The organism is Brevundimonas mediterranea, assembly GCF_014196125.1.
Taxonomy (GTDB): Bacteria; Pseudomonadota; Alphaproteobacteria; order Caulobacterales; family Caulobacteraceae; genus Brevundimonas; species Brevundimonas mediterranea.
The window spans coordinates 761843-781731 of the sequence record NZ_JACIDA010000001.1 but is presented as its reverse complement, the minus strand read 5'-3'; the positions used below and the strand labels follow the sequence as shown (position 1 = coordinate 781731).

The following is a 19889-nucleotide window of genomic DNA, read 5'->3' as shown; positions in this document are numbered from 1 at the left end:
ATTGTCGGCATAGCGACAAGCATCGCATATCCATGGGCGACAGTCGGCTTACGATTAACTCTGATGGTGATAAACATCATTATTGCTTGGATTGCGCTAAAGGGTTCCTGATCAAAGATATTGATAGATTGAAGGGTTTACTGGTCGAAGTCGGCTCTCAATAAGTCAATCCTCGCTCATTCTTCGGGGCCAAATCAGAGAAAGTTCATTGTCTGCCCGGCTCCCGCTGACGCTGACGCCGGGCGGGTTGCTTGGGGGCGCTGCCCCCTGGCGCGGTCAAGGGTGAAGCGCGGCAAACCGCGCCGGCCGGGGTGGTCTCCCCGACCTTCCGCGCGGATACGATGTTCATCACAGCCGTCATGACGGAAATCCGCTTGTGCAGGCCGGGTGATCCCCCTCCACCCCGGCCGCCCCGGCCCTTGCACCCCCCGGTCTCGCCGACGGGCAGGGTTTCAGCGCGGCGCTCCCGCTGCGCGGAAACCCAAGCCCATTAGGAGCAAGACCATGACGACCATTGCCATTGAGACAACCGACACACCCGCCGCCGTGACCGTGACCGGCACGGAGGTGTTCATCCCGCTCAACAAGCTCAAGAAGCATCCCGACAACGCACGGAAAACCCCGCACAGCGAGGCGTCCATCGAAGCGAAGGCGGCGAGCATTCACGCCAAGGGCATCCTGCAGAACCTCGTGGTGGAGCCAGAGCTTGATACGGAGGGAGCCGCGACCGGCTTCTATCTCGTCAGCATCGGTGAAGGCCGGAGACTGGCGCAGTTGCTGCGCGTCAAGCGCAAGCAGATCAAGAAGACCGAGCCGATCCGCTGCGTCATCGACACCGTGAACGACGCCAGCGAAATCAGTCTGGACGAGAACGTCACCCGCGAAGACCTTTCGCCCGCCGATCAGTTCGAGCGCTTCCGCGAGTTGGCAGAAACGCGCGGTTGGGGCGCGGAGGAAATTGCCGCCCGCTTCGGGGTGACGGCGCATGTCGTGCGCCAGCGGATGCGCCTCGGTGCTGTCAGCCCCAAGCTGATGCAGGTCTATCGAGATGGTGAATTGACGTTGGAGCAGTTGATGGCCTTCGCCATCGTGGACGATCCGTCCCGGCAGGAGCAGGTCTATGAAAACCTGTCGTGGAACAAGGACGCTTCGACCATCCGCCGCGACCTGACCCGGATGCACATCGCGGCGACGGATCGGCGGGCGGTGTTCGTCGGCGCGGAATCCTATACAGAAGCGGGCGGCGTGATCTTGCGCGACCTGTTCACCGAGGATCGCGGCGGCTTCTATGAGGACGCCGCCTTGCTCGACCGGCTTGTCATCGAGAACCTGCACGAAATCGCGGAGGGCGTGAAGGCCGGGGAAGGCTGGAAATGGGCTTCGGTCCATATCGACTACCCGCACGGCAACGGTCTGCGCCGCACCTATCCGCATCCGGTGGCCTTGTCGGAGGAAGACGAGACCGCCTATGCCGCCGTGCAGGGCGAATATGACGCGCTGACCGAGCAGTATGACAGCGCCGAGGAACTGCCCGAGGACGTGGACCAGCGGTTCGGGGAGTTGGAAGCCGAGATCGAGCGGATCGACGCCCTGCGTCATGCCTATGATGCCGACGAGATCGCGCGTGGCGGTGTGTTCGTCATTCTCTCCCATGACGGGAAAGCCCGCATCGAGCGCGGCTTCATCCGGGCCGAGGACGAGAAGCCGGACACCGAAGAGGATGCGGACGGCGAAGGCGGCGGCGTGATCGACGGCGTTCGCGTCAACAGCGATGGCGAGATCATCGAAGACGGCGACCATGATGCGGACGGCAACACCGTTCCCGTGTCGGAGGCCGAGGATGAGGACGCCGGGGATGCGGGCAAGCCGCTGTCGGACCTTCTCATCCGCGACCTGACCTCGCACCGGACGCTGGGCCTTCGCCTTGCGCTGGGCGAGCAGCCGGACATGGCGCTGATCGCCGTGACCCATACGCTGGCGGCGCAGACCTTCTATCGCGGAGTGGATGCCGCCTGCCTCGAAATCCGCCCGACCAGCGGCATTCTCGCCAGTCATGCGGACGGTATCGAGGATACGGCGGCGGGCAAGGCGCTGGCGGATCGTCATGTCGGATGGGCGGCGGACATGCCGCGCGACGTGGCCGACCTCTGGGGCTTCGTGGCCGGTCTGGACCATGCCAGCGTCATGGCGCTGTTCGCCCATTGCGCCTCGCTCACCGTCAATGCCGTGAAGCAGCCTTGGGAGAAGAAGCCCCACGCCCATGCGACGGCGGAGAAGCTCGCAACGGCGGTGGCGCTCGATATGACGGCGCACTGGACGCCGACGGTGCGGGCCTATCTCGGTCGCGTCACCAAGGCGCACATCCTCGCCGCCGTGCGGGAAGCGGTCAGCGAGGCGGCGGCGGAGCGGATCGCGGGCTTGAAGAAAACGGAGATGGCGGAGGCTGCCGAACAGCTTCTGGCTGGAACCGGCTGGCTTCCCGCCGTCATGAGGACGGCGCGGCCCGGGTGGCTGGACGAGACGCAGCAGGACGGTGCCGCCTTCCAGATCGCCGCCGAGTGAGGACCGGGCCGGGATCGCATCAGCGGTCCCGGCCTTTCACCCGCCCGACACCCCGAAATTCCGGTCGCGCGGTGTTCACCGCGCGACCGGCTGACCTCGACTGTTCGATGACTTCGACCGTCATTGCCGCAATGGAGAGCCATCATGATCGCCGTGATGCTGATTAGCGTGGCCTTGATCGCGGGACTATGCGTCCTGGCCTATACGCTCGCCGTCTATGCGCTGCCCTTCATGCTTGGCGGGGAAGCGGCGCGCCTGGCCTACGCCACCGGCTCCGGCCTGATCGGCGCGGGCCTCGTCGGCCTCGTCGCCGGGGCCGCAGCCTATGGCCTGCTGGTGTTCGCCTTCGCCTCGCTGCGCTCGCCGGTGCTGCGCCTGATCGTGGCGCTGGTCTTCGCCGCGCCCGCCGCCATGGCGGGCTATGCCCTTGTCCACGGCGTCACGGGCGACGCCGTGCCGTCCGAGGTCTGGCGGCAGATATTCTGCGCTATCGGGGGCGCGGTCGTCGGCGTGTTGGCGCTGGTGCGGTTGGTCCGTAAGATACCGTATCAATCGTGACCGTAGATGGTCAGGCCGGATCAGAGGTGCCTGACCTTCAAAGTGCCGTCCCATTTGCTGTTAAGATATTCGCAGACGAGCCGCCGATGGCAATGATGGGGCTTATCCTCGGAACACAGCAGACATCCGCCTTCGAACATTTCAGGTTTGAACCTGTCCTCGATCTTGCGTTGCGTCATCAGCCGCATGAACGAATTCTCGTAGATACCCCAGTCGCCTTTGTCGCGCTTGAAGGCTTTGAGAATGTCATCTGTCGGGGCGAGAAGCGGCTGATGCGTATATTGCGCGCCGCAGATCGTCTTCACAAAATAAGCGAGGTCATCGGCTTTCGCGAAACCCGCGAGCTGCGACGTGTTGTGAAGCCGGACGTCGATCACCTTTTTCACGCTCGCGCTCTTCAGCCGGTCGAAAAATTTGGCGGCCGTGGTCTTGGTGAAGCCGATCGTCGTTAAATCCACACCGCTCAAATCATCTACTCCGCCGCCGCCGGTTTTCGCGCGCTGGTTTCTCGCTCGGAAAACGCGACTTTCATTGCTCTATCCCGATAAGCTGCGGCAAGTCGCTTCGCGGGCGGTTCAAAGAGATCGATATCGCTCTTGCCCGCCATGTCCATCAGCCTGTCCTCAATCTGCCGATGATCGACGATCTGACCTCCGCTCAGAATATGGCGGACAGCCACCCCGCGCTCTTGCAACGCCCGGCCCACCAGAAGGCAGCGATGGCAATCGAGCGGATCATGCTCCGAACACATCATGGCGATGCGATACTTCTTCGCCCCGTCGATGACACGCTCCAGTCCTCGCGCGAAGTCGGGCGTCTCAGCCATTTTCTCGTAATCGGCCACGCCGTCGCAAAAGAATCGTTTGCCTTTCGGACGCCCACCCAGTTCTTCACCGAGAAAGACATAGGCAACGTCGTCCTGGCGCAGCTCGTCGCGCAGGGTATCCCTATTGAAGTGCGGAAAGTGCCGCGAAAACGGTGCAGTCCTGACATCAGCGACCGCCGTGACCGACGCCTGACGCAGCAGCGCGAGGAAACGCTCATAGGGCAGTGTCGAATGCCCGATCGTCAGAACCTCTACAGCCGCATCCGCCAATCCAGCCTCCTTCATGCTACGACCGTTCGTCCGACACGATCTCCATTTTCAGCGCGTCGCGATCATATCAATGATGCACCTGCGCGACCAGCTATCTTCGCGCGCAATATAGACTTTTCCGACCATGCGAATTGCTCGTTGTAGTATGCGATGGTCACAGGAAATACATACCGTTGACTTGGGCATAGCAACTATTCGGCATCGCCGCGAACGGACGACACAAGCCAAGGCGAACATGAATGCTCTGGCTTGCGGCGGCATCGGCCTCCAATGCAGCTACCCCTCCCGCGAGGAATCGGCTTTTCGCGGCATCGGCGGGCACGGAGAAGTCATATTCGACGCCAGCCTGGTCGATGAGCGCGCGGAGCCGCCGTTTTCCAGGGGATGGATTGTCCTCGTAGAAGGATATCGACCCTGGCTGGATCAAGATGGCGTCGAGTGAGCCGGTCTGCATACCGGCGACCACATGGGCTTTGCCCGAATAGGCTCGATGCAAATGGCCGCCAAAGGCCTGGTCGATCGACGCTGATACACCAGCCGCGACGGCGTGTGCGATCTGCGCGGCAGTCATCTGACCAAGGACCGCGCTGTTGTTGCCGGCAATTACTACGCGATCCTCGGTCGCATGGGGGAACGGGAAATTCGCTGGTGGTGTCGCTGCATCGAATCGAACGCGATTGCCGACAGCGAAGAACTTGCCCGGCCCGGCGTGCTGATCCGTCCAGAATCGCGATGCTTCCGCCACGGCGTTCGCGGTCGGCGGCTCCGGGCGGATCATGCCGCCATTGTTCAAGTCCCACCCTGCGACGCAGAACAGATCACCGTATCGCGTGACATCCGTTATTATTAGTTCGTAAGTCGGCATTGATCTAATCCTTCCCCCTATTTCCTACACTCTGTGTTGTTCAGGGTGACTTTGCAAGTATAGCGAGCGAAGGAGTGGCGTTGCCCTGCGGGCCGCGCTTTCGGCTGCGCCGGAACCACGCCACAGGCGCGTTTCCGCCATTCGGCTTCAATCGCTAACGCGAAGAATGGCGGTGGCGGCCTTTCCGTGGATGAAGCCCCGCTTGGAGAAGCGGTGCGCGGAAGCATCTATTCACAGCCGCTGCAGCACGACCTTAATGACGGTCTCTTTGCTCTCGGGTTCGAAATAGGAGCCAGTTGCGCTCGTTGGGTTCGGATCACCAGATGACGAGAAAGGTCGTGTAGCGTCGCGCGGCTATCGTCTTCGGCCTGCCGACGACGGCGCTGTTAACACGGTGTGGATCGGGAAACGCGTACCGCTCTGTCGACAGTGAAGAGCCTCGCTGTCGAACATCAGGGGGCTGCGGCGCGGCCGGAGGTTCGCCACCGTTTTCATGTTGATGCGGAGGCCGACCGCCACCAGTACCGTGTTCCTCGGCTTTCTATGTCAGCCACACCCACGGCGTCCTCGAATGGATTGGGTCTGACCGAAGACCGGCTGCGCCTCGCTCGTCTTCCCGCAACGCCCAATGCCCGCTTTTTTCCGCCGCCTGCGGCTTTGCATCGCGAGAAAAAAAAGCCGTCGTCGGCCGCCTTCCACTGCGTTTCAGCCCTACGGGTGCGGGGCCGATCGTCCCCGGTCGCACGACCACCATCGAGGTCGCGACAGGCGCGGCCGGATGCGAAAAGGAACACGACAATGGCGACCATCGGCACCTTCACCAAGAACGAAAACGGCGCGGGCTTCACCGGCGCGGTCAAGACCCTGACCCTCAACGTCAAGGCCAAGTTCGTCCCCACCGATGGCGATAGCGAGCGCGGTCCCGACTTCCGCATCTTTGCAGGAGCCACCGAATTCGGCGCAGCCTGGAAGAAGACCGCCCGCGAGACGCAGCGCGAATACCTCTCCGTCAAGCTGGACGACCCGAGCTTCCCCGCACCGATCTACGCCAGCCTGGTCGAGGGCGAGGACGGCGAAGCCCACAACCTCATCTGGTCCCGCCGCAACGGCGACTGAGCCGGACATTTCCCGAAGCCCCGCTCACCCGAGCGGGGCTTCGTCATGTTCATGGCCGCCACCGCCTCAGTAGGCGAAGAAAGGATCGTTCTTCTGATGGGCGCGACAGGTTTCGAATTTCGTGGACTTCGTCCACTTGGTCTCCGGAGACTTTTTCGTATCGGAGAGGATCGACCACGCGGAAAGCAGCGTAATTGCGCGCTTCTCCAGAACGATTTTCCGCCCAACCTTACCCTCGGCCGCAGCTTTGGCTCGATCAAAGGCTTTTTTTGCTTCTTCTGTGCTGGTGAACACGCCCCACAACGTCGTGTTCGTCAGGCGGTGAAGCTGCTTCGTTCCGTGAAAGACATAAAGGAGACCTTCTGCCTCAGCGCATTCCACAAACTCTTTATACTGCGAAGACGCGCCGACCTTGAAATCATAGGTTACGAGATAGTCCGCCAAAGTATTTCCCTCCCTATATCGTTGTCTTGCATGTGGGTATGCGCGTGCCCCAAACCAACCCACCGCTTGTCAGGCAATACGGCGATCGGGATGTGCGGATTTCAGGGTTTGCGGCTTTGCGCATCCCGATCAGATCCTGATGCCCGGCGCCCGCTGGCGCTCATGCCTGGCAGGTTTGCTAGGGGTTCCACCCCCGCGCGGTGCAAGGGATCGCTGACGCTCGTCCGGGCCGGTGTCCCCGGCCTTCCTCCACGTCGTTCCTCCGTTCCGTGCAGGCCGGGTGATCCCCCTCCGGCCCGGCCGCCCTTGCACCTTGCTACCCCGGTCTCGGCGACGGCCAGGGTTGCAGCGCAGCGCTGCGCTCCAACCCAGACCCACGGAGACAGATCATGTATCATCAACTCGCCACCCGGTTCGGCCGCAACAGCCACCAGATCAGCGGGCGCGAAGCCCTCGACAACGAAGCCCTGTACCGTCACGTCCCGTCCGTCTTCGCCCGCGAGGCGCATTACAGCCGGTCGGACCGCTACGTCTACGTCCCCACCATCGAGATCGTGGAGGGGCTGCGGAAGGAAGGATGGTTTCCGTTCTTTGCCGTGCAGTCGGTGCCGCGCGACGGCAGCCGCCACGGCCACGCCAAGCATATGCTGCGCCTTCGCCGCGATGACGGCATCGGCAAGCCAGAGGCGGCGGAAGTCATCATCGTCAATTCCCACGATGGCACGTCGGCCTATCAGATGTTCGCCGGGATGCTACGCTTCGTCTGCACCAACAGCATGATCGCGGGTGAGCGGTTCGAGGAAGTCCGCGTCCCCCATAAGGGCGGTATACAGGATCAGATCATTGAAGGCGTCTATACGGTCGCCGAAGACTTCCCGCGCCTGATCGACGCCACCGAGACGATGAAGGAAACCCGCCTGTCGTCGGACGAACAGCGGGTATTGGCCGAGGCCAGTCTTGTCGCCCGCTATGGCGAGGACGAAAGCCCCGTCCGCCCCGATCAGATCATCGCCCCGCGCCGCCGCGAGGATGTCGGGCAAAGCTTGTGGAGCACGTTCAATGTCATTCAGGAGAACATGATACGCGGCGGGTTGGAGGGTCGCCGCACCAATTCAGTGGGCCGCATCCGTCGCAGCCAGACCCGCGCCATCAACGGCATCGACCAGAATGTCGGGCTGAACCGCGCGCTGTGGACGCTGGCCGAAGGGATGCAACGCCTGAAACGCGGATGATCGTGGAGCCGTGCAGCCGGGTTTCCGGTTGCACGGCTTTCATTGTTTGCGGCTATCCGATTTTCCGCCGATCCGTGGACCCGGATCGGCGGCGCGGCCGTGTCGTCGCCACGACCGCCGCTCGCCGGGCTGCGCCCGGCTCGCCAAAACACTTCTACAATGTTAAGTATTGATTCACCAATATTAATCGCTTTGCGCGATCTACATATCCGATAACGCTGACTTCAAAGCATATCCCAAGTTGTGGACACTTCGTCTTTCCAGCGCTGATCCCATGCTGGAAGAAAAGAGGTGACGCCATGCCGAGTTCAGACTGGCGCTCGCCGGCCGCCTATGGACATGCCCAGAGCATTCCTGCCGCCGGCTTCGCTTGGGAATATCTCCGCCGCGACGACGAGTATCGCCGCGACTTCCATCGCCTGAAACGGAAATCCCGCGACGATACCGAAGCGCAAACCGCGTTCGCCAACCGCTGGGGGTTGCGATTTCGCGGCGGACCCGGACCAGCCCGCCGATCGCGCTGCGCTATTCTGGACGCCCGCGCTTCAGCCTGACGCCTTCGAACTTCGCCCCTCGGGTGATCCGCCGGGCGACTTCGCCATGCCCATCGTGTTGCCGGGGCTTCCCGGTCTGGCTGCACGAGCGGCCATCGACAGGGCCTGGCACGGTCTCTGGCGCGGATCTGGCGGGGAGCACCGCTTCTGGCTCGCGAACGCTCCACCCGAAGGTCCAACGGGCTTTGTCGTCATCCTGCCGCTCGACACCCTGTTCGAGTTGCGCGCCGAGGCCGCTTTGCGCTTCTGGCTGGCCTTGGCTCGACGACCGCCCGGCGACCGGCGGCACGACCTTCCGACCCAGACCCGCGACCGGCACATCCTAATTCTGCGCGCCCTGGACGCGAACCTGGCCGGGGCCAGCTATCGCGTCATCGCCGAAGCACTGCTCGGCTTCCAAGGCAGCTCCAAGAACGATTGGGAGGTCAGCCCCTTGAAGAACAAGGTCCGCCGCCTCGTTGCGGACGGCCTGTTCTACATGCAGGGAGGTTATCGCGAGCTGCTCCACTATCCCGTCCGTCTACGGCGTCGGCGCTGAATGCCCAGCGTTTATCGTGGCGCAGAACTCACGGATGGGGATTCGGGAAACCGTGCCGCTCTGTAAGTGCGGCGAGGATATTGTCTTTCTCAGAGACGAAAGCGCGCCCTCGGTAGACGCCGGTTTGGTAGGACGATGTTTCTCCTTCCTCCAGGACCAGTAGCGGTAAAGACTGATTTTCCAATCCCACCACGTCAATGACTGTCGTCCTCGGTCGCGGCCACGCAATCCGTTCGACATCAAGCCGTTCGCTCAATTCAGGAAACGACGCCAATACGCCTTCCATGAGAGCGCAATGCCAACAATAGAATTTTTGGCCGGGATAAGACGGATCTTCAAATCCCGGCTTCAGTAAAAATAGCTTGTCACGCGTCATGCGAAGTTCCCCGACTGCACCGTCTCGCTCGAATACATGAGTCTGAGGCAACCGTCACCGTCACGAAGTGCGCGAGCACGGTAATTCTAATTTGTAAGGGCGGCGCTGCTGACAGGCTGCCTCGCCGAGGTGCCGGAATCGCACCCCCCTGAGTCCGGCACGCTGCAAGCCGCCGATCCTCCGCCACGGTTCGCCATAGCCGCTGTCGCTCGCCGACCGCCGCCGAACCCGACCCGGAGGCATATCCATGATCGACCCGAAGACGGGGCTGCCGCCCCGATTCCTGCGCACGCCCGATGCCGCGCGCTTTCTCGGCATCTCCCTGCGGACGCTGGAGAAGCACCGCACCTACGGCACCGGCCCGACCTATCGCAAGATCGGCGGGCGCGTCGTCTATGCGCTGGACGATTTGCAAGCCTGGACGGCGGTCGCCGCCCGCAAATCCACCACCGACAAGGATGCCGGCCGAGTGTTCCCGGCACGGCCCCTGACGCCTGCCGAACGGGGCGCACGCTGAATGTCGGGCGGTCCATCCCTTGACGCCGGACGGCGTGCGCAACGCCTTATCGGCAGCGAACGGGCGCGGCTCGATCCCTTCGTCGTCGTCACCGGCGATGCCAGCCCGCGCGATCAACGCGACCTGATGGAGCGACCGTTCTTCTCGCTGTCGAAGACACCGCGCACCAAACCCATCCTCTACAAGGCCGCCGACATCGAAGTGCAGGTGCTCGGTATGCCCGAGCACGGCATGGCGACCATCTGGGATGCCGATGTGCTGATCTGGGCGGCCAGCCAGATCGTCGAGGCCGAGAACCACGGCCTGCGAACCTCGCGCTTTTTCCGCTTCACGCCGTACCAACTCCTGCGCGGCATCGGCCGCGATACCGGCAATCGCCAGTATCAGTTGCTGAAGGCGTCGCTGGCGCGGCTCCAGTCCACCGTCGTCGCCACCACCATCCGCAACGGTGTCCATTGGCGACGGCGGCAATTCTCGTGGATCAACGAGTGGGAGGAGATGACCACCCATGACGGCCGCGTCGAGGGCATGGAGTTCGTCCTGCCCGAATGGTTCTACAACGGCGTCGTCGATCGCTCGCTGGTTCTGACCATCGACCCGGATTACTTTCGGCTGACCGGCGGGATCGAACGCTGGCTCTACCGTGTCGCCCGCAAGCACGCCGGACGCCAGCCGCACGGCTGGCTGTTCGAGGTCGCCCATCTCCACGAGAAATCCGGCAGCCTGGCACGGATTTCCGACTTCGCACTGGATCTCCGGCGGATCGCGGCCCGCCAGCCGCTGCCCGGCTACCGCCTCGACATCTGGCGCGAGGGACGGCGCGAATACTTGCGCATCCGGCCCGCCGAACAATTCACAGTGCCTGTGGATAAGGCTGTGGAAGCCGTCGGCACATCAGGCGCAAACGGTATCGGTACATCAGGCGCAGCCCTATCGGCACATCAGGCGCACGGACCGCAGTTAAGCCTTTGGCTCGAAACGCGGAATCCGACCGCTAACTTAGAGTCTAATAAAGAATCTAACTCTTTATCTTTGACGCGCGCGGGCGCGAGCCATGGTGCCGGTGCCGCCGGGCGATCGAGGCGCGTGCCATGATCGTCGCCCTGCTCAACCAGAAGGGCGGCGTCGGCAAGACCACGCTGGCCCTGCATCTCGCCGGGGAATGGGTGAGGACCGGCAAGCGCGTGACGCTGATCGACGCGGACCCGCAAGGCTCGGCGCTCGACTGGTCGCAGCAGCGGGCGCGTGAGGGCTGCCCACGGCTGTTCGGCGTCGTCGGCCTGGCTCGCGGCACCCTGCATCGCGAAGCGCCAGAGCTGGCGCGCGATGTCGATCATATCGTCATCGACGGACCGCCGCGTGTCGCCGGGCTGATGCGCTCGGCGCTGCTCGCCGCCGACCTTGTGCTGATCCCGGTGCAGCCGTCGCCGTTCGACGGCTGGGCTTCCGCCGAGATGCTGGCGCTCCTCACGGAAGCGCGCATCTACCGGCCCGAGCTGGCCGCGCGCTTCGTGCTCAATCGCTGTGGCGCGCGCACCGTCATCGCCCGCGAGACGGCTGAGACGCTGGCCGATCACGATCCGCCCTTGCTCGCCGCCACCATCGGCCAGCGTGTCGTCTTCGCCGACGCCGCGCAGTCCGGGCGGCTCGCATCGGAGATCGACGCGGACAGTCCGGCCGCGCGCGAGATCGCCGCGCTGGCCGCCGAGATCGGCCGCCTTAACATCGGAAGGATCGCGCCATGAGCGAGCGATCCCCGAAACGCGGCTTCGCGGCGCGTCCCGCCGATCCCGAGAGCTGGATCAGGGCGAGCGAACCGCCAGCGGCCCGCGCGGCCAACGGCGCAGCGTTCACCGCCCGATTGACGATCGACATCACACCGGAGCTGCGCGGCCGGATCAAGATCGTCGCCTTCCAGCGCGGCGTCACCGTCGCCGACATGCTGCGCGAGCTACTCGCGCGCGAATTCCCCGCCACCGAAGGAGATACCCCATGACCGGCAACGCGGCTCCCCGCGTGCGCGGCGGCCCCGTGCCGTCAGCGCTTCAGTCCGACGAACTGACCCATGTCGAGCTGACGCATATCGAGAAGAAGATCGAGCACTGGGTCCGCTTCGGTCGGCTGGCGGAAGAAACCATCATCGACCGCCGTCGCCGGATCTTCGCGTTCAGGCCTGGCGCGATCTTTGCTTTCGTCCGCTGGGCCTCCAACGACTTCGGCACGATCATCTCGCGCATCGACATCGCGCGCGCGGTCGTGCCTGGCGAACCCTATCAGACGCTGCCCTTCGTCCGGCCCGGCGGCGATATCCTGCTCAAGATCGACGGCTGGCCCAAGGTCGAACAGGTGCTCCGCCATATCGACGCCATCCAGGCGATCGGCATCGATCCGGAGGACGTTTCGCCCGACCATTGGCGGCACGTCCACAACCGCCTGACCGCCAATCACGAGCCGCGCGTCTACACCGCCGAGCAGCACCGGGCGTTCCTCAAGCGTCGGAGCGTCGCGCCATGACCCGCTTCGGCTATGTGATGGTGACGTATTTTTCGATCATGGGCGTCGCCATTGCGTCCTTCATCCCGACGCCGACCCGACTGGTCTGGAACGTCTCCGCCAGCGCGCCGATCGGCCTCTACGGCATTGATCCGCCCGGCGACATCGCCGTCACCGATCTGGTCGCGGTCGATCCACCCGACGCGCTCGCCGACTTCATGGTGGAGCGCGGCTATATCGGCCGCGGCGTGCCGCTGCTCAAGCGCGTCATGGGGTTGCCGGGGCAGGAAGTCTGCCGCATCCGCCGCACGATCACGGTCGATGGCGTCGAACTCGGCACGGCGCTCGACCGCGACCGCTCGGACCGTGAACTGCCGGTGTGGTCAGGCTGCCGCCGCATCGCCGGTGACGAGATCTTCCTGATGAACGCCGATGTCCGCGACAGCCTGGACGGTCGCTACTTCGGTCCCATTCCGATCAGCACCGTCATCGGCCGCGCGACGCCGATCTACACCGACGAGGCCGGTGATGGCCGCTTCGTCTGGCGCGCCGCGACGCGCTGACCGTCCCGATTCCGGCGGGCATGGCGCGCGCCGGCTTTCACCCAACCCCCAGAACCAAGGAGATGACCATGCCGCAGATCGGCCAGTTCACACGCGAGACGACGGGCTTCGTCGGGCGCATTCATACGCTCACCCTCTACCGTGAACTCACCATCGTGCCGGCCGAGCCGTCCGATGCCGAGAACGCGCCGGACTATCGCGTCCATCACGGCGCCGATGACGGGCCGGAGATCGGCGCGGGCTGGAAACGCAACGGCGAGCGCGCGGGCGAATACGTCTCGCTGCTGATCGAGGATCCGGCCTTGCCGCAACCGATCCGCGCCAACCTGTTCCGCGACGACGATGGCGGGGCCGTCTGGTCGCTGCACTGGACGCGCGCGGTCAAGCGCGGTGAGCGGGAGTGATCCCATGCGCTATCCCTTCAGAATTGCGCGCCTGCTGTCCCGTCGAAGTCCCATCCCTTTGTTCGCGAACAGGCCGTCTCATCCCTCCGTCCCGCTCGACGATCCGTCGGCCGGCGCGCGCAGCGGAGGTCAAGGGCGATCGAAGATCGGCGCGTCGCGCGAACCCTTGACCGCAGCGAGCACGCTGGCAGGCTGGCGTCGATACGGAGACAGGATGCCCGTCCGACCGGCGGTCCTTCTTCTTTGCGGCGTGCTCGCCGTCGCGATGCCGCTTCCCTCTCAGGCGCAGCCGGAGCCGGTCCAGCGTCCATCCCAGACCGATCCATATGCTGCGCATATCGCCGAGGCGGCGCAGCGGTTCGGCATTCCGGCGGCCTGGATCAGGGCCGTGATGCGCGTCGAAAGCGCCAATGAGGTGCGGGCGATCTCGCCCAAGGGCGCGATGGGCCTGATGCAGATCATGCCGCCGACCTGGGCCGATTTACGCACCCGCCATCGGCTCGGCGGCGATCCCTACGATCCGCGCGACAACATCCTGGCGGGCGCGGCGTATCTGCGCGAGTTGCATGACCGCTATGGATCACCGGGGTTTCTGGCCGCCTACAATGCCGGCCCCGGTCGCTACGAAGAGCATCTCGCGGGCCGTCCGTTGCCAGCGGAAACGCGCGCCTATGTCGCCACGCTCGCGCCGCTGGTCGGCGGCGGCGAGATCACCGCGCCGGTCGCCGTCGTGTCGGCCGATCCCCGGTCCTGGACCCGCGCGCCGCTGTTCGTCGCGCAGGCCGAGCGCACAGCATCCGCCGATCCCGTGCCGCCCGGCGCGCAATCCAACGACACCTCGGCTGCAACGCCGGTGCGCGATCTCTCCGCGATCGTGCCGCAGCCGGGCGGCTTGTTCGTCGCCCGCCCGGAGACGGGAGGGCCGCGATGAGCATGGCGGTTGGGTATGCCCGGCGGTCCTTTCCAGTGTGCAGCGCGTATCGGTGGGGTCAGGCTGAATCAGGGTCAGGAGGGGCGGAAGGGGTAGGAAGGCGGGAGGGCAAGATTAAAGCGAGTGGCACCCTATCGGGCCATCGCGCGAAATTATCGTGGTCTGCACACTGGTTAGGGGACGGCGCGCGGCACCGTCATAGAGGCGGCACAGTGCCGCTCTTGTCAGGAAAGCCAGCCCGTGCGGGCTTACCCACGGCACTATGGCCAGGTTTCCGGCAGTTTCGCGCCGTTCGGCCGGATCGGCACCCATGAGCGCGGATGACGAAAATCGCTTCCGACCACGACCAGGACGCATCCGCTCCGACGCGCCCGGTCGGGCGACCAAGAGCTTCTTCACCAAGGTCAGGAAGATCGCCCGCCAGCATGGCGCGGGACCGTCCGGTGGATCGGCGCGCGTCAAGGGCTTCGGGTCGGGCGCCAGCGTCCGCGGCAAGGCTGGTGCAAATCCGAGCCGGGGCGTGAAGCGCGGGCGCGGCGCGGCCTTCGTCCGATCGCGCACGCTTGGCGGACGCGGCTGGAGCCACCGCCAGCCCGGCGCGCGCCGCGTCATCGTCAAGTCGCGCTCCGTCCGCGCCGCCGGCAAGAACGGTCGCGCGGCCGCCCACCTGCGCTACATCCAGCGCGACGGCACCTCGCGCGACGGCGAGCGCGGCCAGCTCTACTCGGCGACCGAGGATCGTGCCGACAGCGATGCTTTCCTCGATCGCGGCGCCGACGATCGCCACCAGTTTCGCTTCATCGTCTCGCCGGAGGATGGCGCAGACCTTGGCGACCTGACCGGCTTCACCCGCGACCTGATGAGCCAGGTCGAAAAGGACCTGGGCACGAAGCTCGATTGGGTAGCGGTCAACCATTTCAACACCGGCCATCCCCATGTCCATGTCATCGTCAACGGTCGCGATGAATTGGGCGAGGATCTGGTCATCAATGGCGACTACATTGCCCATGGCGTCCGCGAACGAGCGAGCGAGCTGGCGACGCTGGAACTCGGCCCCATCACCGAGATCGAGCAGCAGCGGAAATTCAGGATCGAGATCGACCAGGACCGCTTCACGCGCATCGACCGGGCGATGATCACTGAGGCCGGCGACGGTCTCCTCGACCTGCGGCATCAGCCGGCCGATCCGCGCGGTGTCTCCGACCGCGCGGATCGGCTGGGCCGGCTCGGCAAGCTGGAGCGCATGGGCCTCGTCACCGAGCACGCGCCGGGCCGCTGGGAATTGAGCGACCGGCTGGAGCCGACGCTGCGGGACCTCGGCGAGCGCGGCGACATCATCAGGACCATGCAGAAGGCGCTTCGGACGGAGGGTCACGACCGCGACCCGGTGAGCTTTCAGATTCACGACCGCGCACCCGCGACGCCGATCGTCGGTCGCGTGATCGACAAGCACCTAACCGACGAGCTGGGCGAGAACCTGACCCTGATCGTCGATGGCGTCGACGGCCGCACCCATCACGTCGCCGACGTTGATCCGGCGCGGATGGAAGATGCTCGCATCGGCAGCCTCGTCGAGATCGGCCCGGCCGAAGTCGGCCGCCGTCCCGCCGACCGCACCATCACCGGCATGGTGGAGGATGGCATCTACCGGCCGAGCCGTCATCTGGAGCGGGCGCGGTTCGACGGCCGCGTTCCCGGCGGCGACTATCAGAGCTTCGTCGATGCCCATGTTCGCAGACTTGAAGCCCTTCGCCGCGCCGGCATCGTCGAGAGGATCGACGCCGACCACTGGCGCCTCCCGGAGGACTTCGAGAGCAGGGCCGCAGCCCACGACGCGAGCCGAAACCGGCAGCTCAACATCCGCGTCCTCTCAACCTTCGACCTCGAACGCCAGACCACGGCGGACGGCGCGACCTGGCTGGACCGCCGGCTGGTCGGCCGTGGCCCCTCCGAGCTGGCATCCGCCGGCTTCGGGCGCGAGGTTCAGCAGGCCATGGACCGTCGCAGCGATCGCCTGATCGAACAAGGCGACGCCACGCGCCAAGCCGATGGTCGCGTGTTCTATCGCCGCAATCTTCTCGCCACCCTGGAGCAACGGGATGTCGTCCGCGCCGGAGCGGATCTAGCTGGTTCGCGGGCGGTGCCGTTTCGGGCGGCAGGCGACGGCGAAACGGTGCAGGGCAAGTTCACCCAGACCGTCAAGCTTTCGAGCGGCAAGTTCGCCCTGGTCGAGAATGCCCAGGAGTTCACGCTGGTCCCGTGGCGGCCGGTCATCGAAGATCGTCTCGGTCGCGAAGTCATGGGCGTCGTGCAGGGTGGATCGGTGTCCTGGCAACTCGGGCGGAAAAGAGGGCTCGGGATCTGATATTGCAAATTGGGAATCCCCTTGGTTCCTTGGTCGAATTCGGCACGCCGAACACTTCAAAGGTGAGAGAGACAGCGGGACGGACAGAGGCGACCGTGCCCCGGTTTTGCCCGGGGCGAGCGTCTTGACCGATCTGTGACGTTCCGCTCACGATAGAAGGCCGAGTTGGTCCGCCTTGAGGACCGCTTGTACTCTATTCCTTGCGCCGATCTTGATGAATATGTTGCGAATGTGCCATTTGACAGTGTCTTCACTTATGCGATGCGTGATCGCGATCTCTCGGTTTGAGCACCCCTCTTTGACTCTTTGAAGCATCGCCAGCTCTTTTCTTGTAAGGACAACGGAGGTCTCGCCGCTTGGCGAGCGAACGTGACGGTCGCCCGGCCTAGGTTCTCGGCGCCCAATTCCGCCTCGCTCGGAATGAGGTTCAACAGCGGCGTCGAGATCGACCCGAATGCCTCTAGATACGCCCGCTCATCGAGCAGCGTACCTTGTCGCGCGCGGAGATACGAACCATGAGATGTGAGAAAGATAGGGTCGCTGTGGTTCGGTAAAATGGCGGACGCCTGCACCGCGCTCTCCACAACGAATAAATCCGCGAGCGTCAACCGCGCCCAGGGCCTCGAGGGCTCGGCTTCGGCCGCCGCTTCGGGCGCGCTGGACAGCTCGGCGGGCGTCGGCCAGGCTGGCCTGTCCGTTGCCGGCTCGGCCTCCGGCTCCGGCCAGGTTGAAGCCGACCGCCTGCGGCGCTCACGCCGCGCCGACGCCCGCGGTTCGGCCGGGGCCGATGGCTCGGCTTCTGCCGACCGGAACGGCGCTTCGGTCAGCGCCGGCGTCAACGCCGGCGCTGGTGCCCAAACCCGCCGCGACGACTGAGCCGTCCGGCTCTGACTGAACCCAGGACCCCGCCGGCTTCGTCGGCGGGGTCTTTCGCGTCCCGGTGATGTGGACCGATCATTGGTCCGTGAATCGGCTCCGGCCCGTTCTCAGGTCATCCTCGGCTCTCGGCTCGAGGATTCGCCATGATCAGCCTCGCCCAATCTAAAGTGGCCGATTCGCTTCAGTCGAGCCATCCGAGGCCCAGCGCCTTCTGAAGCGCGACATAGTCTGCCGTCAAACCGGCTGTGGCTGCGGAGAGACCGTCCTCAGCATCGATCCGCTGCCGCTCGGCGCCGAGCGCGTCGATGAGCGATACCTTGCCGGCTCGGTAGTTCTGTTGCATCAGATCGGCTGATCGGTCGGCCGACGCCTTCGCCCGTGCGAGAATCGCGACGGTTGCACGACCGGCTCGGAACCGCGCCAACGCGTCTTCCGTGTCTCGTAATGCCCCGAGGACCGCCGCGTCATACAGGGCTTCGGCTTCGTCTCGCGCCGACTCGCGCTGCCTGATCTGCCCTTGCACGCGACCAAAATTCAGCACGCTCCACTGCAACGTCGGCGCCCCCAGTGCGACGAAATCATCGAGATGCGTCAAGTCGGAAGGTTGAGTACCGCCGATCCCGATGACGCCCATCCAACTGAGCCGCGGGAACCTGGCGGCTTCCGCCACCCCGATACGGGCGGTATCGGCCGCGAGCCGGCGTTCAGCGGCACGCACGTCGGGCCTCCGCCTGAGCATGGCTTCCGGATCGCCGATGGCAACGGCAGGGGGGGGCAGTGGCGCTGGCCGGGGCGGATCGAGTATTGCATCAAGGGCGCCGGGCTGCTCTCCGCAGAGCCAGGCGAGGGCGTTCATAAAGCCCTCGGCCTGGGCCACGAGTGGAGCCACCCTGGCATTGGTGTTCTCAAATTGCATGCTGAGCCGTTCGACATCGAGCGCGGAAGCGACGCCCCTTTCGAACTGCTGGCGCGTGAGGTCGAGCATCTGCTGCTGGAGTTCCACCGACCGCTTCGCCAATACGATCCGCTTCTGTGTGTCGCGAAGGCCGATATAGGCATGGGCGACCTCGGCGGTCAGGCTCACCTGCGCGTCGGCCAGTGTGGCCTCTGCGGCTTGCGCGGTCGCCGTTGCGGCTTCGACTCCGCGCCGACGCCCGCCGAACAGGTCGATCTCCCAACTGGCGTCGAAGGCGGCGGTATATAGATCGAAGGATCTCTCGTCGGTTCCGACCAGAGCCGGTATCATGGCGCCTGCAGCGCCGGAGCCGCTCTCCGGCACGCGGCCATGGCCAGCCAGCGCACCGGCGGCGACGTTCGGCGCCGCGTTGGCTCGCTCGATGCGCAGCATGGCGCGCGCTTGACGCAACCGAGCCTGGGAAGCCGCCATGTTCGGATTTGCACGCAGCGCCCGCTCTTCAATTCCGTCAAGGATAGGGTCATCCAGCGTCTCCCACCACCGGGCAACGAGAGGCGTTGCGATGACGGCGGTGTCCTCCATGCGCACGAAGCGGGATGAAATCCCCTTGTCCGGTGGGCCGACATAGTCGGGACCGACCGTGCAGGCGGACAGCATAGGAAGCAGGGCGAAGAGCCAATAGGCGCGCATGGGTATCTCTTTGCTTGGCGACCGCGCACTTGCGCGCGACGTTCGCTGAACGGCGTCACATCCCGGCTTCGGCTCGGCTCGGGACCGCCAGCCAATCTGACGACACCGAATCTGCGGCCTAGACAACGCTGTGACGGGCAGATAGTTATCGACTTAACGGCCGTTCAACAAGGGGGCGTCGGATTGACCGACACGCGTACCGCAATTCTCGATGCCGCCGCTCGGCTCTATGCGGCGGACGGCTATTCCGCCGTCTCCATGCGTGACGTCGCCGGCGAAGTCTCGATGACCCAGGCTAACCTTTACTATCATTTTCGAGACAAGGCGCAGCTGGTCGAGGATACGCTCGCGCATGTCCTGGTTACAAGAATGTCACCTCTGGATGATTTGTTCAAAACGACTTCTTCTCCGGAATATCAGTTGCGGGTTTTTGTCGAGTGGTTCGTGACGCTCTTGTTTAATGATCTGATATTTACGCAGCTAATGCTGCGCGAGTTGATCGACGGCGATATGGAAAGAGTCGCGCGCCTCTCGAGAGTGGTCTTCGATAAGCCGTTCTCGCTGATTGACGGGATCGTCTCGGCCTATTCGCCTGGCTTGCGATCGGCCCTGACAACAGCATCCGTCATCGCCCTCATCATCGGGCACGTTCAGATGGCGCGCATCCTTCCATATCTGTCCAGCGGACACGCCGATCACGCCGATCCGAAAATCATCGCCGCACATGTTCTTTCCACCCTGCGGCGCGCGCTCAAGGACCAATCCGATGCCCTTTAGGGATCATGCGAAG

Annotated in this window: 24 protein-coding genes; 17 read left to right on the top strand and 7 right to left on the bottom strand. The window is 64.4% G+C overall.

All coding sequences use genetic code 11. From position 1 onward, the window contains the following. Window positions 1-504: 504 nt before the first annotated feature. On the top strand, window positions 505-2562 hold the full coding sequence (locus GGR11_RS03985; protein ID WP_183195498.1) for a ParB/RepB/Spo0J family partition protein: 2058 nt from the start codon (window positions 505-507) through the stop codon (window positions 2560-2562). Between the two features lie 144 nt (window positions 2563-2706). Then, on the top strand, window positions 2707-3120 hold the full coding sequence (locus GGR11_RS03980; protein ID WP_183195497.1) for a hypothetical protein: 414 nt from the start codon (window positions 2707-2709) through the stop codon (window positions 3118-3120). 20 nt (window positions 3121-3140) lie between these two features. Here the strand turns inward: GGR11_RS03980 and GGR11_RS03975 are convergent, their stop codons facing one another. From GGR11_RS03975 to GGR11_RS03965, 3 genes are all read right to left on the bottom strand, one after another. Beyond that, the gene (locus GGR11_RS03975; RefSeq protein WP_183196368.1) at window positions 3141-3578 is read right to left on the bottom strand and encodes a DUF488 domain-containing protein; all 438 of its coding nucleotides are present in this window, start codon (window positions 3576-3578) and stop codon (window positions 3141-3143) included. Between the two features lie 14 nt (window positions 3579-3592). Further along, complete coding sequence (locus tag GGR11_RS03970; protein ID WP_246331535.1) at window positions 3593-4216, bottom strand: DUF488 domain-containing protein; 624 nt, start codon at window positions 4214-4216, stop codon at window positions 3593-3595. A gap of 154 nt (window positions 4217-4370) precedes the next feature. Further along, window positions 4371-5081 (bottom strand): dual OB domain-containing protein, encoded by a 711-nt coding sequence (locus GGR11_RS03965; RefSeq protein WP_183195495.1) that lies wholly within the window; start codon window positions 5079-5081, stop codon window positions 4371-4373. Window positions 5082-5879: 798 nt separating this feature from the next. Between GGR11_RS03965 and GGR11_RS03960 the strand changes: the two genes are divergently transcribed. Next, window positions 5880-6197: a DUF736 domain-containing protein gene (locus GGR11_RS03960; RefSeq protein WP_183195494.1), complete on the top strand. Its 318-nt coding sequence runs from the start codon at window positions 5880-5882 to the stop codon at window positions 6195-6197. A 66-nt stretch (window positions 6198-6263) separates the two neighbouring features. On the opposite strand, the gene GGR11_RS03955 is transcribed toward GGR11_RS03960, so the two are convergent. Further along, entirely contained in the window at window positions 6264-6641 is a 378-nt protein-coding gene (locus GGR11_RS03955; RefSeq protein WP_183195493.1) for a hypothetical protein, read from the bottom strand. Between the two features lie 389 nt (window positions 6642-7030). Between GGR11_RS03955 and GGR11_RS03950 the strand changes: the two genes are divergently transcribed. The 3 genes from GGR11_RS03950 (at window position 7031) to GGR11_RS03940 (ending at window position 8965) form a co-directional block, all read left to right on the top strand. Further along, window positions 7031-7873, top strand: coding sequence for a DUF932 domain-containing protein (locus tag GGR11_RS03950; RefSeq protein ID WP_183195492.1), 843 nt, complete (start codon window positions 7031-7033; stop codon window positions 7871-7873). Window positions 7874-8172: 299 nt separating this feature from the next. Then, window positions 8173-8427, top strand: a complete 255-nt coding sequence (locus GGR11_RS03945) for a transcriptional regulator domain-containing protein (protein ID WP_183196430.1) — start codon at window positions 8173-8175, stop codon at window positions 8425-8427. A gap of 46 nt (window positions 8428-8473) precedes the next feature. After that, complete coding sequence (locus GGR11_RS03940; RefSeq protein WP_183195491.1) at window positions 8474-8965, top strand: DUF2285 domain-containing protein; 492 nt, start codon at window positions 8474-8476, stop codon at window positions 8963-8965. A gap of 28 nt (window positions 8966-8993) precedes the next feature. On the opposite strand, the gene GGR11_RS03935 is transcribed toward GGR11_RS03940, so the two are convergent. Next, window positions 8994-9341, bottom strand: a complete 348-nt coding sequence (locus tag GGR11_RS03935; protein ID WP_183195490.1) for a DUF3088 domain-containing protein — start codon at window positions 9339-9341, stop codon at window positions 8994-8996. 247 nt (window positions 9342-9588) lie between these two features. Here GGR11_RS03935 and GGR11_RS03930 point away from each other — a divergent pair, with 247 nt between their 5' ends. From GGR11_RS03930 to GGR11_RS03890, 9 genes are all read left to right on the top strand, one after another. Next, on the top strand, window positions 9589-9858 hold the full coding sequence (locus GGR11_RS03930; RefSeq protein WP_183195489.1) for a helix-turn-helix transcriptional regulator: 270 nt from the start codon (window positions 9589-9591) through the stop codon (window positions 9856-9858). Continuing rightward, window positions 9859-10953, top strand: coding sequence for a replication initiator protein A (locus GGR11_RS03925; RefSeq protein ID WP_183195488.1), 1095 nt, complete (start codon window positions 9859-9861; stop codon window positions 10951-10953). Then, entirely contained in the window at window positions 10950-11603 is a 654-nt protein-coding gene (gene parA / locus GGR11_RS03920) for a ParA family partition ATPase (protein ID WP_183195487.1), read from the top strand. Before GGR11_RS03925 ends, parA begins: the two co-directional genes overlap by 4 nt. After that, a complete protein-coding gene (locus GGR11_RS03915; RefSeq protein ID WP_183195486.1) occupies window positions 11600-11854 on the top strand; it encodes a ribbon-helix-helix protein in 255 nt (84 codons plus the stop codon). The genes parA and GGR11_RS03915 overlap by 4 nt, the downstream gene beginning before the upstream one ends. Next, window positions 11851-12372, top strand: a complete 522-nt coding sequence (locus tag GGR11_RS03910; protein ID WP_183195485.1) for a DUF2840 domain-containing protein — start codon at window positions 11851-11853, stop codon at window positions 12370-12372. The genes GGR11_RS03915 and GGR11_RS03910 overlap by 4 nt, the downstream gene beginning before the upstream one ends. Continuing rightward, window positions 12369-12914: a S26 family signal peptidase gene (locus GGR11_RS03905; protein ID WP_183195484.1), complete on the top strand. Its 546-nt coding sequence runs from the start codon at window positions 12369-12371 to the stop codon at window positions 12912-12914. The genes GGR11_RS03910 and GGR11_RS03905 overlap by 4 nt, the downstream gene beginning before the upstream one ends. 68 nt (window positions 12915-12982) lie before the next feature. Continuing rightward, on the top strand, window positions 12983-13318 hold the full coding sequence (locus GGR11_RS03900) for a DUF736 domain-containing protein (RefSeq protein WP_183195483.1): 336 nt from the start codon (window positions 12983-12985) through the stop codon (window positions 13316-13318). A gap of 4 nt (window positions 13319-13322) precedes the next feature. Further along, the gene (locus GGR11_RS03895) at window positions 13323-14249 is read left to right on the top strand and encodes a lytic transglycosylase domain-containing protein (protein WP_221205084.1); all 927 of its coding nucleotides are present in this window, start codon (window positions 13323-13325) and stop codon (window positions 14247-14249) included. 262 nt (window positions 14250-14511) lie between these two features. Further along, complete coding sequence (locus GGR11_RS03890; protein WP_425485662.1) at window positions 14512-16614, top strand: relaxase/mobilization nuclease domain-containing protein; 2103 nt, start codon at window positions 14512-14514, stop codon at window positions 16612-16614. Between the two features lie 147 nt (window positions 16615-16761). On the opposite strand, the gene GGR11_RS16725 is transcribed toward GGR11_RS03890, so the two are convergent. Continuing rightward, a complete protein-coding gene (locus tag GGR11_RS16725) occupies window positions 16762-16929 on the bottom strand; it encodes a helix-turn-helix transcriptional regulator (RefSeq protein ID WP_246331534.1) in 168 nt (55 codons plus the stop codon). Window positions 16930-17169: 240 nt separating this feature from the next. On the opposite strand from GGR11_RS16725, the gene GGR11_RS16720 reads away from it, so the two are divergent. Next, on the top strand, window positions 17170-17490 hold the full coding sequence (locus tag GGR11_RS16720; protein WP_246331532.1) for a hypothetical protein: 321 nt from the start codon (window positions 17170-17172) through the stop codon (window positions 17488-17490). Window positions 17491-17674: 184 nt separating this feature from the next. On the opposite strand, the gene GGR11_RS03880 is transcribed toward GGR11_RS16720, so the two are convergent. Next, entirely contained in the window at window positions 17675-19099 is a 1425-nt protein-coding gene (locus tag GGR11_RS03880) for an efflux transporter outer membrane subunit (RefSeq protein WP_183195481.1), read from the bottom strand. Between the two features lie 183 nt (window positions 19100-19282). On the opposite strand from GGR11_RS03880, the gene GGR11_RS03875 reads away from it, so the two are divergent. After that, window positions 19283-19876, top strand: a complete 594-nt coding sequence (locus tag GGR11_RS03875) for a TetR/AcrR family transcriptional regulator (protein ID WP_183195480.1) — start codon at window positions 19283-19285, stop codon at window positions 19874-19876. Window positions 19877-19889: the final 13 nt, after the last annotated feature.

Excerpts from the sequence above, each read along its gene's own strand:
- GGR11_RS03925 (WP_183195488.1), top strand. The coding sequence starts at position 9,859 with ATGTCGGGCGGTCCATCCCTTGACGCCGGACGGCGTGCGCAACGCCTT.
- GGR11_RS03940 (WP_183195491.1), top strand. The coding sequence starts at position 8,474 with ATGCCCATCGTGTTGCCGGGGCTTCCCGGTCTGGCTGCACGAGCGGCC.
- GGR11_RS03985 (WP_183195498.1), top strand. The coding sequence starts at position 505 with ATGACGACCATTGCCATTGAGACAACCGACACACCCGCCGCCGTGACC.
- GGR11_RS03935 (WP_183195490.1), bottom strand. The coding sequence starts at position 9,341 with ATGACGCGTGACAAGCTATTTTTACTGAAGCCGGGATTTGAAGATCCG.
- GGR11_RS03960 (WP_183195494.1), top strand. The coding sequence starts at position 5,880 with ATGGCGACCATCGGCACCTTCACCAAGAACGAAAACGGCGCGGGCTTC.
- GGR11_RS03980 (WP_183195497.1), top strand. The coding sequence starts at position 2,707 with ATGATCGCCGTGATGCTGATTAGCGTGGCCTTGATCGCGGGACTATGC.
- GGR11_RS03895 (WP_221205084.1), top strand. The coding sequence starts at position 13,323 with ATGCGCTATCCCTTCAGAATTGCGCGCCTGCTGTCCCGTCGAAGTCCC.
- GGR11_RS03915 (WP_183195486.1), top strand. The coding sequence starts at position 11,600 with ATGAGCGAGCGATCCCCGAAACGCGGCTTCGCGGCGCGTCCCGCCGAT.
- GGR11_RS03890 (WP_425485662.1), top strand. The coding sequence starts at position 14,512 with ATGGCCAGGTTTCCGGCAGTTTCGCGCCGTTCGGCCGGATCGGCACCC.
- GGR11_RS03905 (WP_183195484.1), top strand. The coding sequence starts at position 12,369 with ATGACCCGCTTCGGCTATGTGATGGTGACGTATTTTTCGATCATGGGC.
- GGR11_RS03900 (WP_183195483.1), top strand. The coding sequence starts at position 12,983 with ATGCCGCAGATCGGCCAGTTCACACGCGAGACGACGGGCTTCGTCGGG.
- GGR11_RS16720 (WP_246331532.1), top strand. The coding sequence starts at position 17,170 with ATGGCGGACGCCTGCACCGCGCTCTCCACAACGAATAAATCCGCGAGC.
- GGR11_RS03965 (WP_183195495.1), bottom strand. The coding sequence starts at position 5,081 with ATGCCGACTTACGAACTAATAATAACGGATGTCACGCGATACGGTGAT.
- GGR11_RS16725 (WP_246331534.1), bottom strand. The coding sequence starts at position 16,929 with ATGCTTCAAAGAGTCAAAGAGGGGTGCTCAAACCGAGAGATCGCGATC.
- GGR11_RS03930 (WP_183195489.1), top strand. The coding sequence starts at position 9,589 with ATGATCGACCCGAAGACGGGGCTGCCGCCCCGATTCCTGCGCACGCCC.
- GGR11_RS03880 (WP_183195481.1), bottom strand. The coding sequence starts at position 19,099 with ATGCGCGCCTATTGGCTCTTCGCCCTGCTTCCTATGCTGTCCGCCTGC.
- GGR11_RS03950 (WP_183195492.1), top strand. The coding sequence starts at position 7,031 with ATGTATCATCAACTCGCCACCCGGTTCGGCCGCAACAGCCACCAGATC.
- GGR11_RS03945 (WP_183196430.1), top strand. The coding sequence starts at position 8,173 with ATGCCGAGTTCAGACTGGCGCTCGCCGGCCGCCTATGGACATGCCCAG.
- parA (WP_183195487.1), top strand. The coding sequence starts at position 10,950 with ATGATCGTCGCCCTGCTCAACCAGAAGGGCGGCGTCGGCAAGACCACG.
- GGR11_RS03910 (WP_183195485.1), top strand. The coding sequence starts at position 11,851 with ATGACCGGCAACGCGGCTCCCCGCGTGCGCGGCGGCCCCGTGCCGTCA.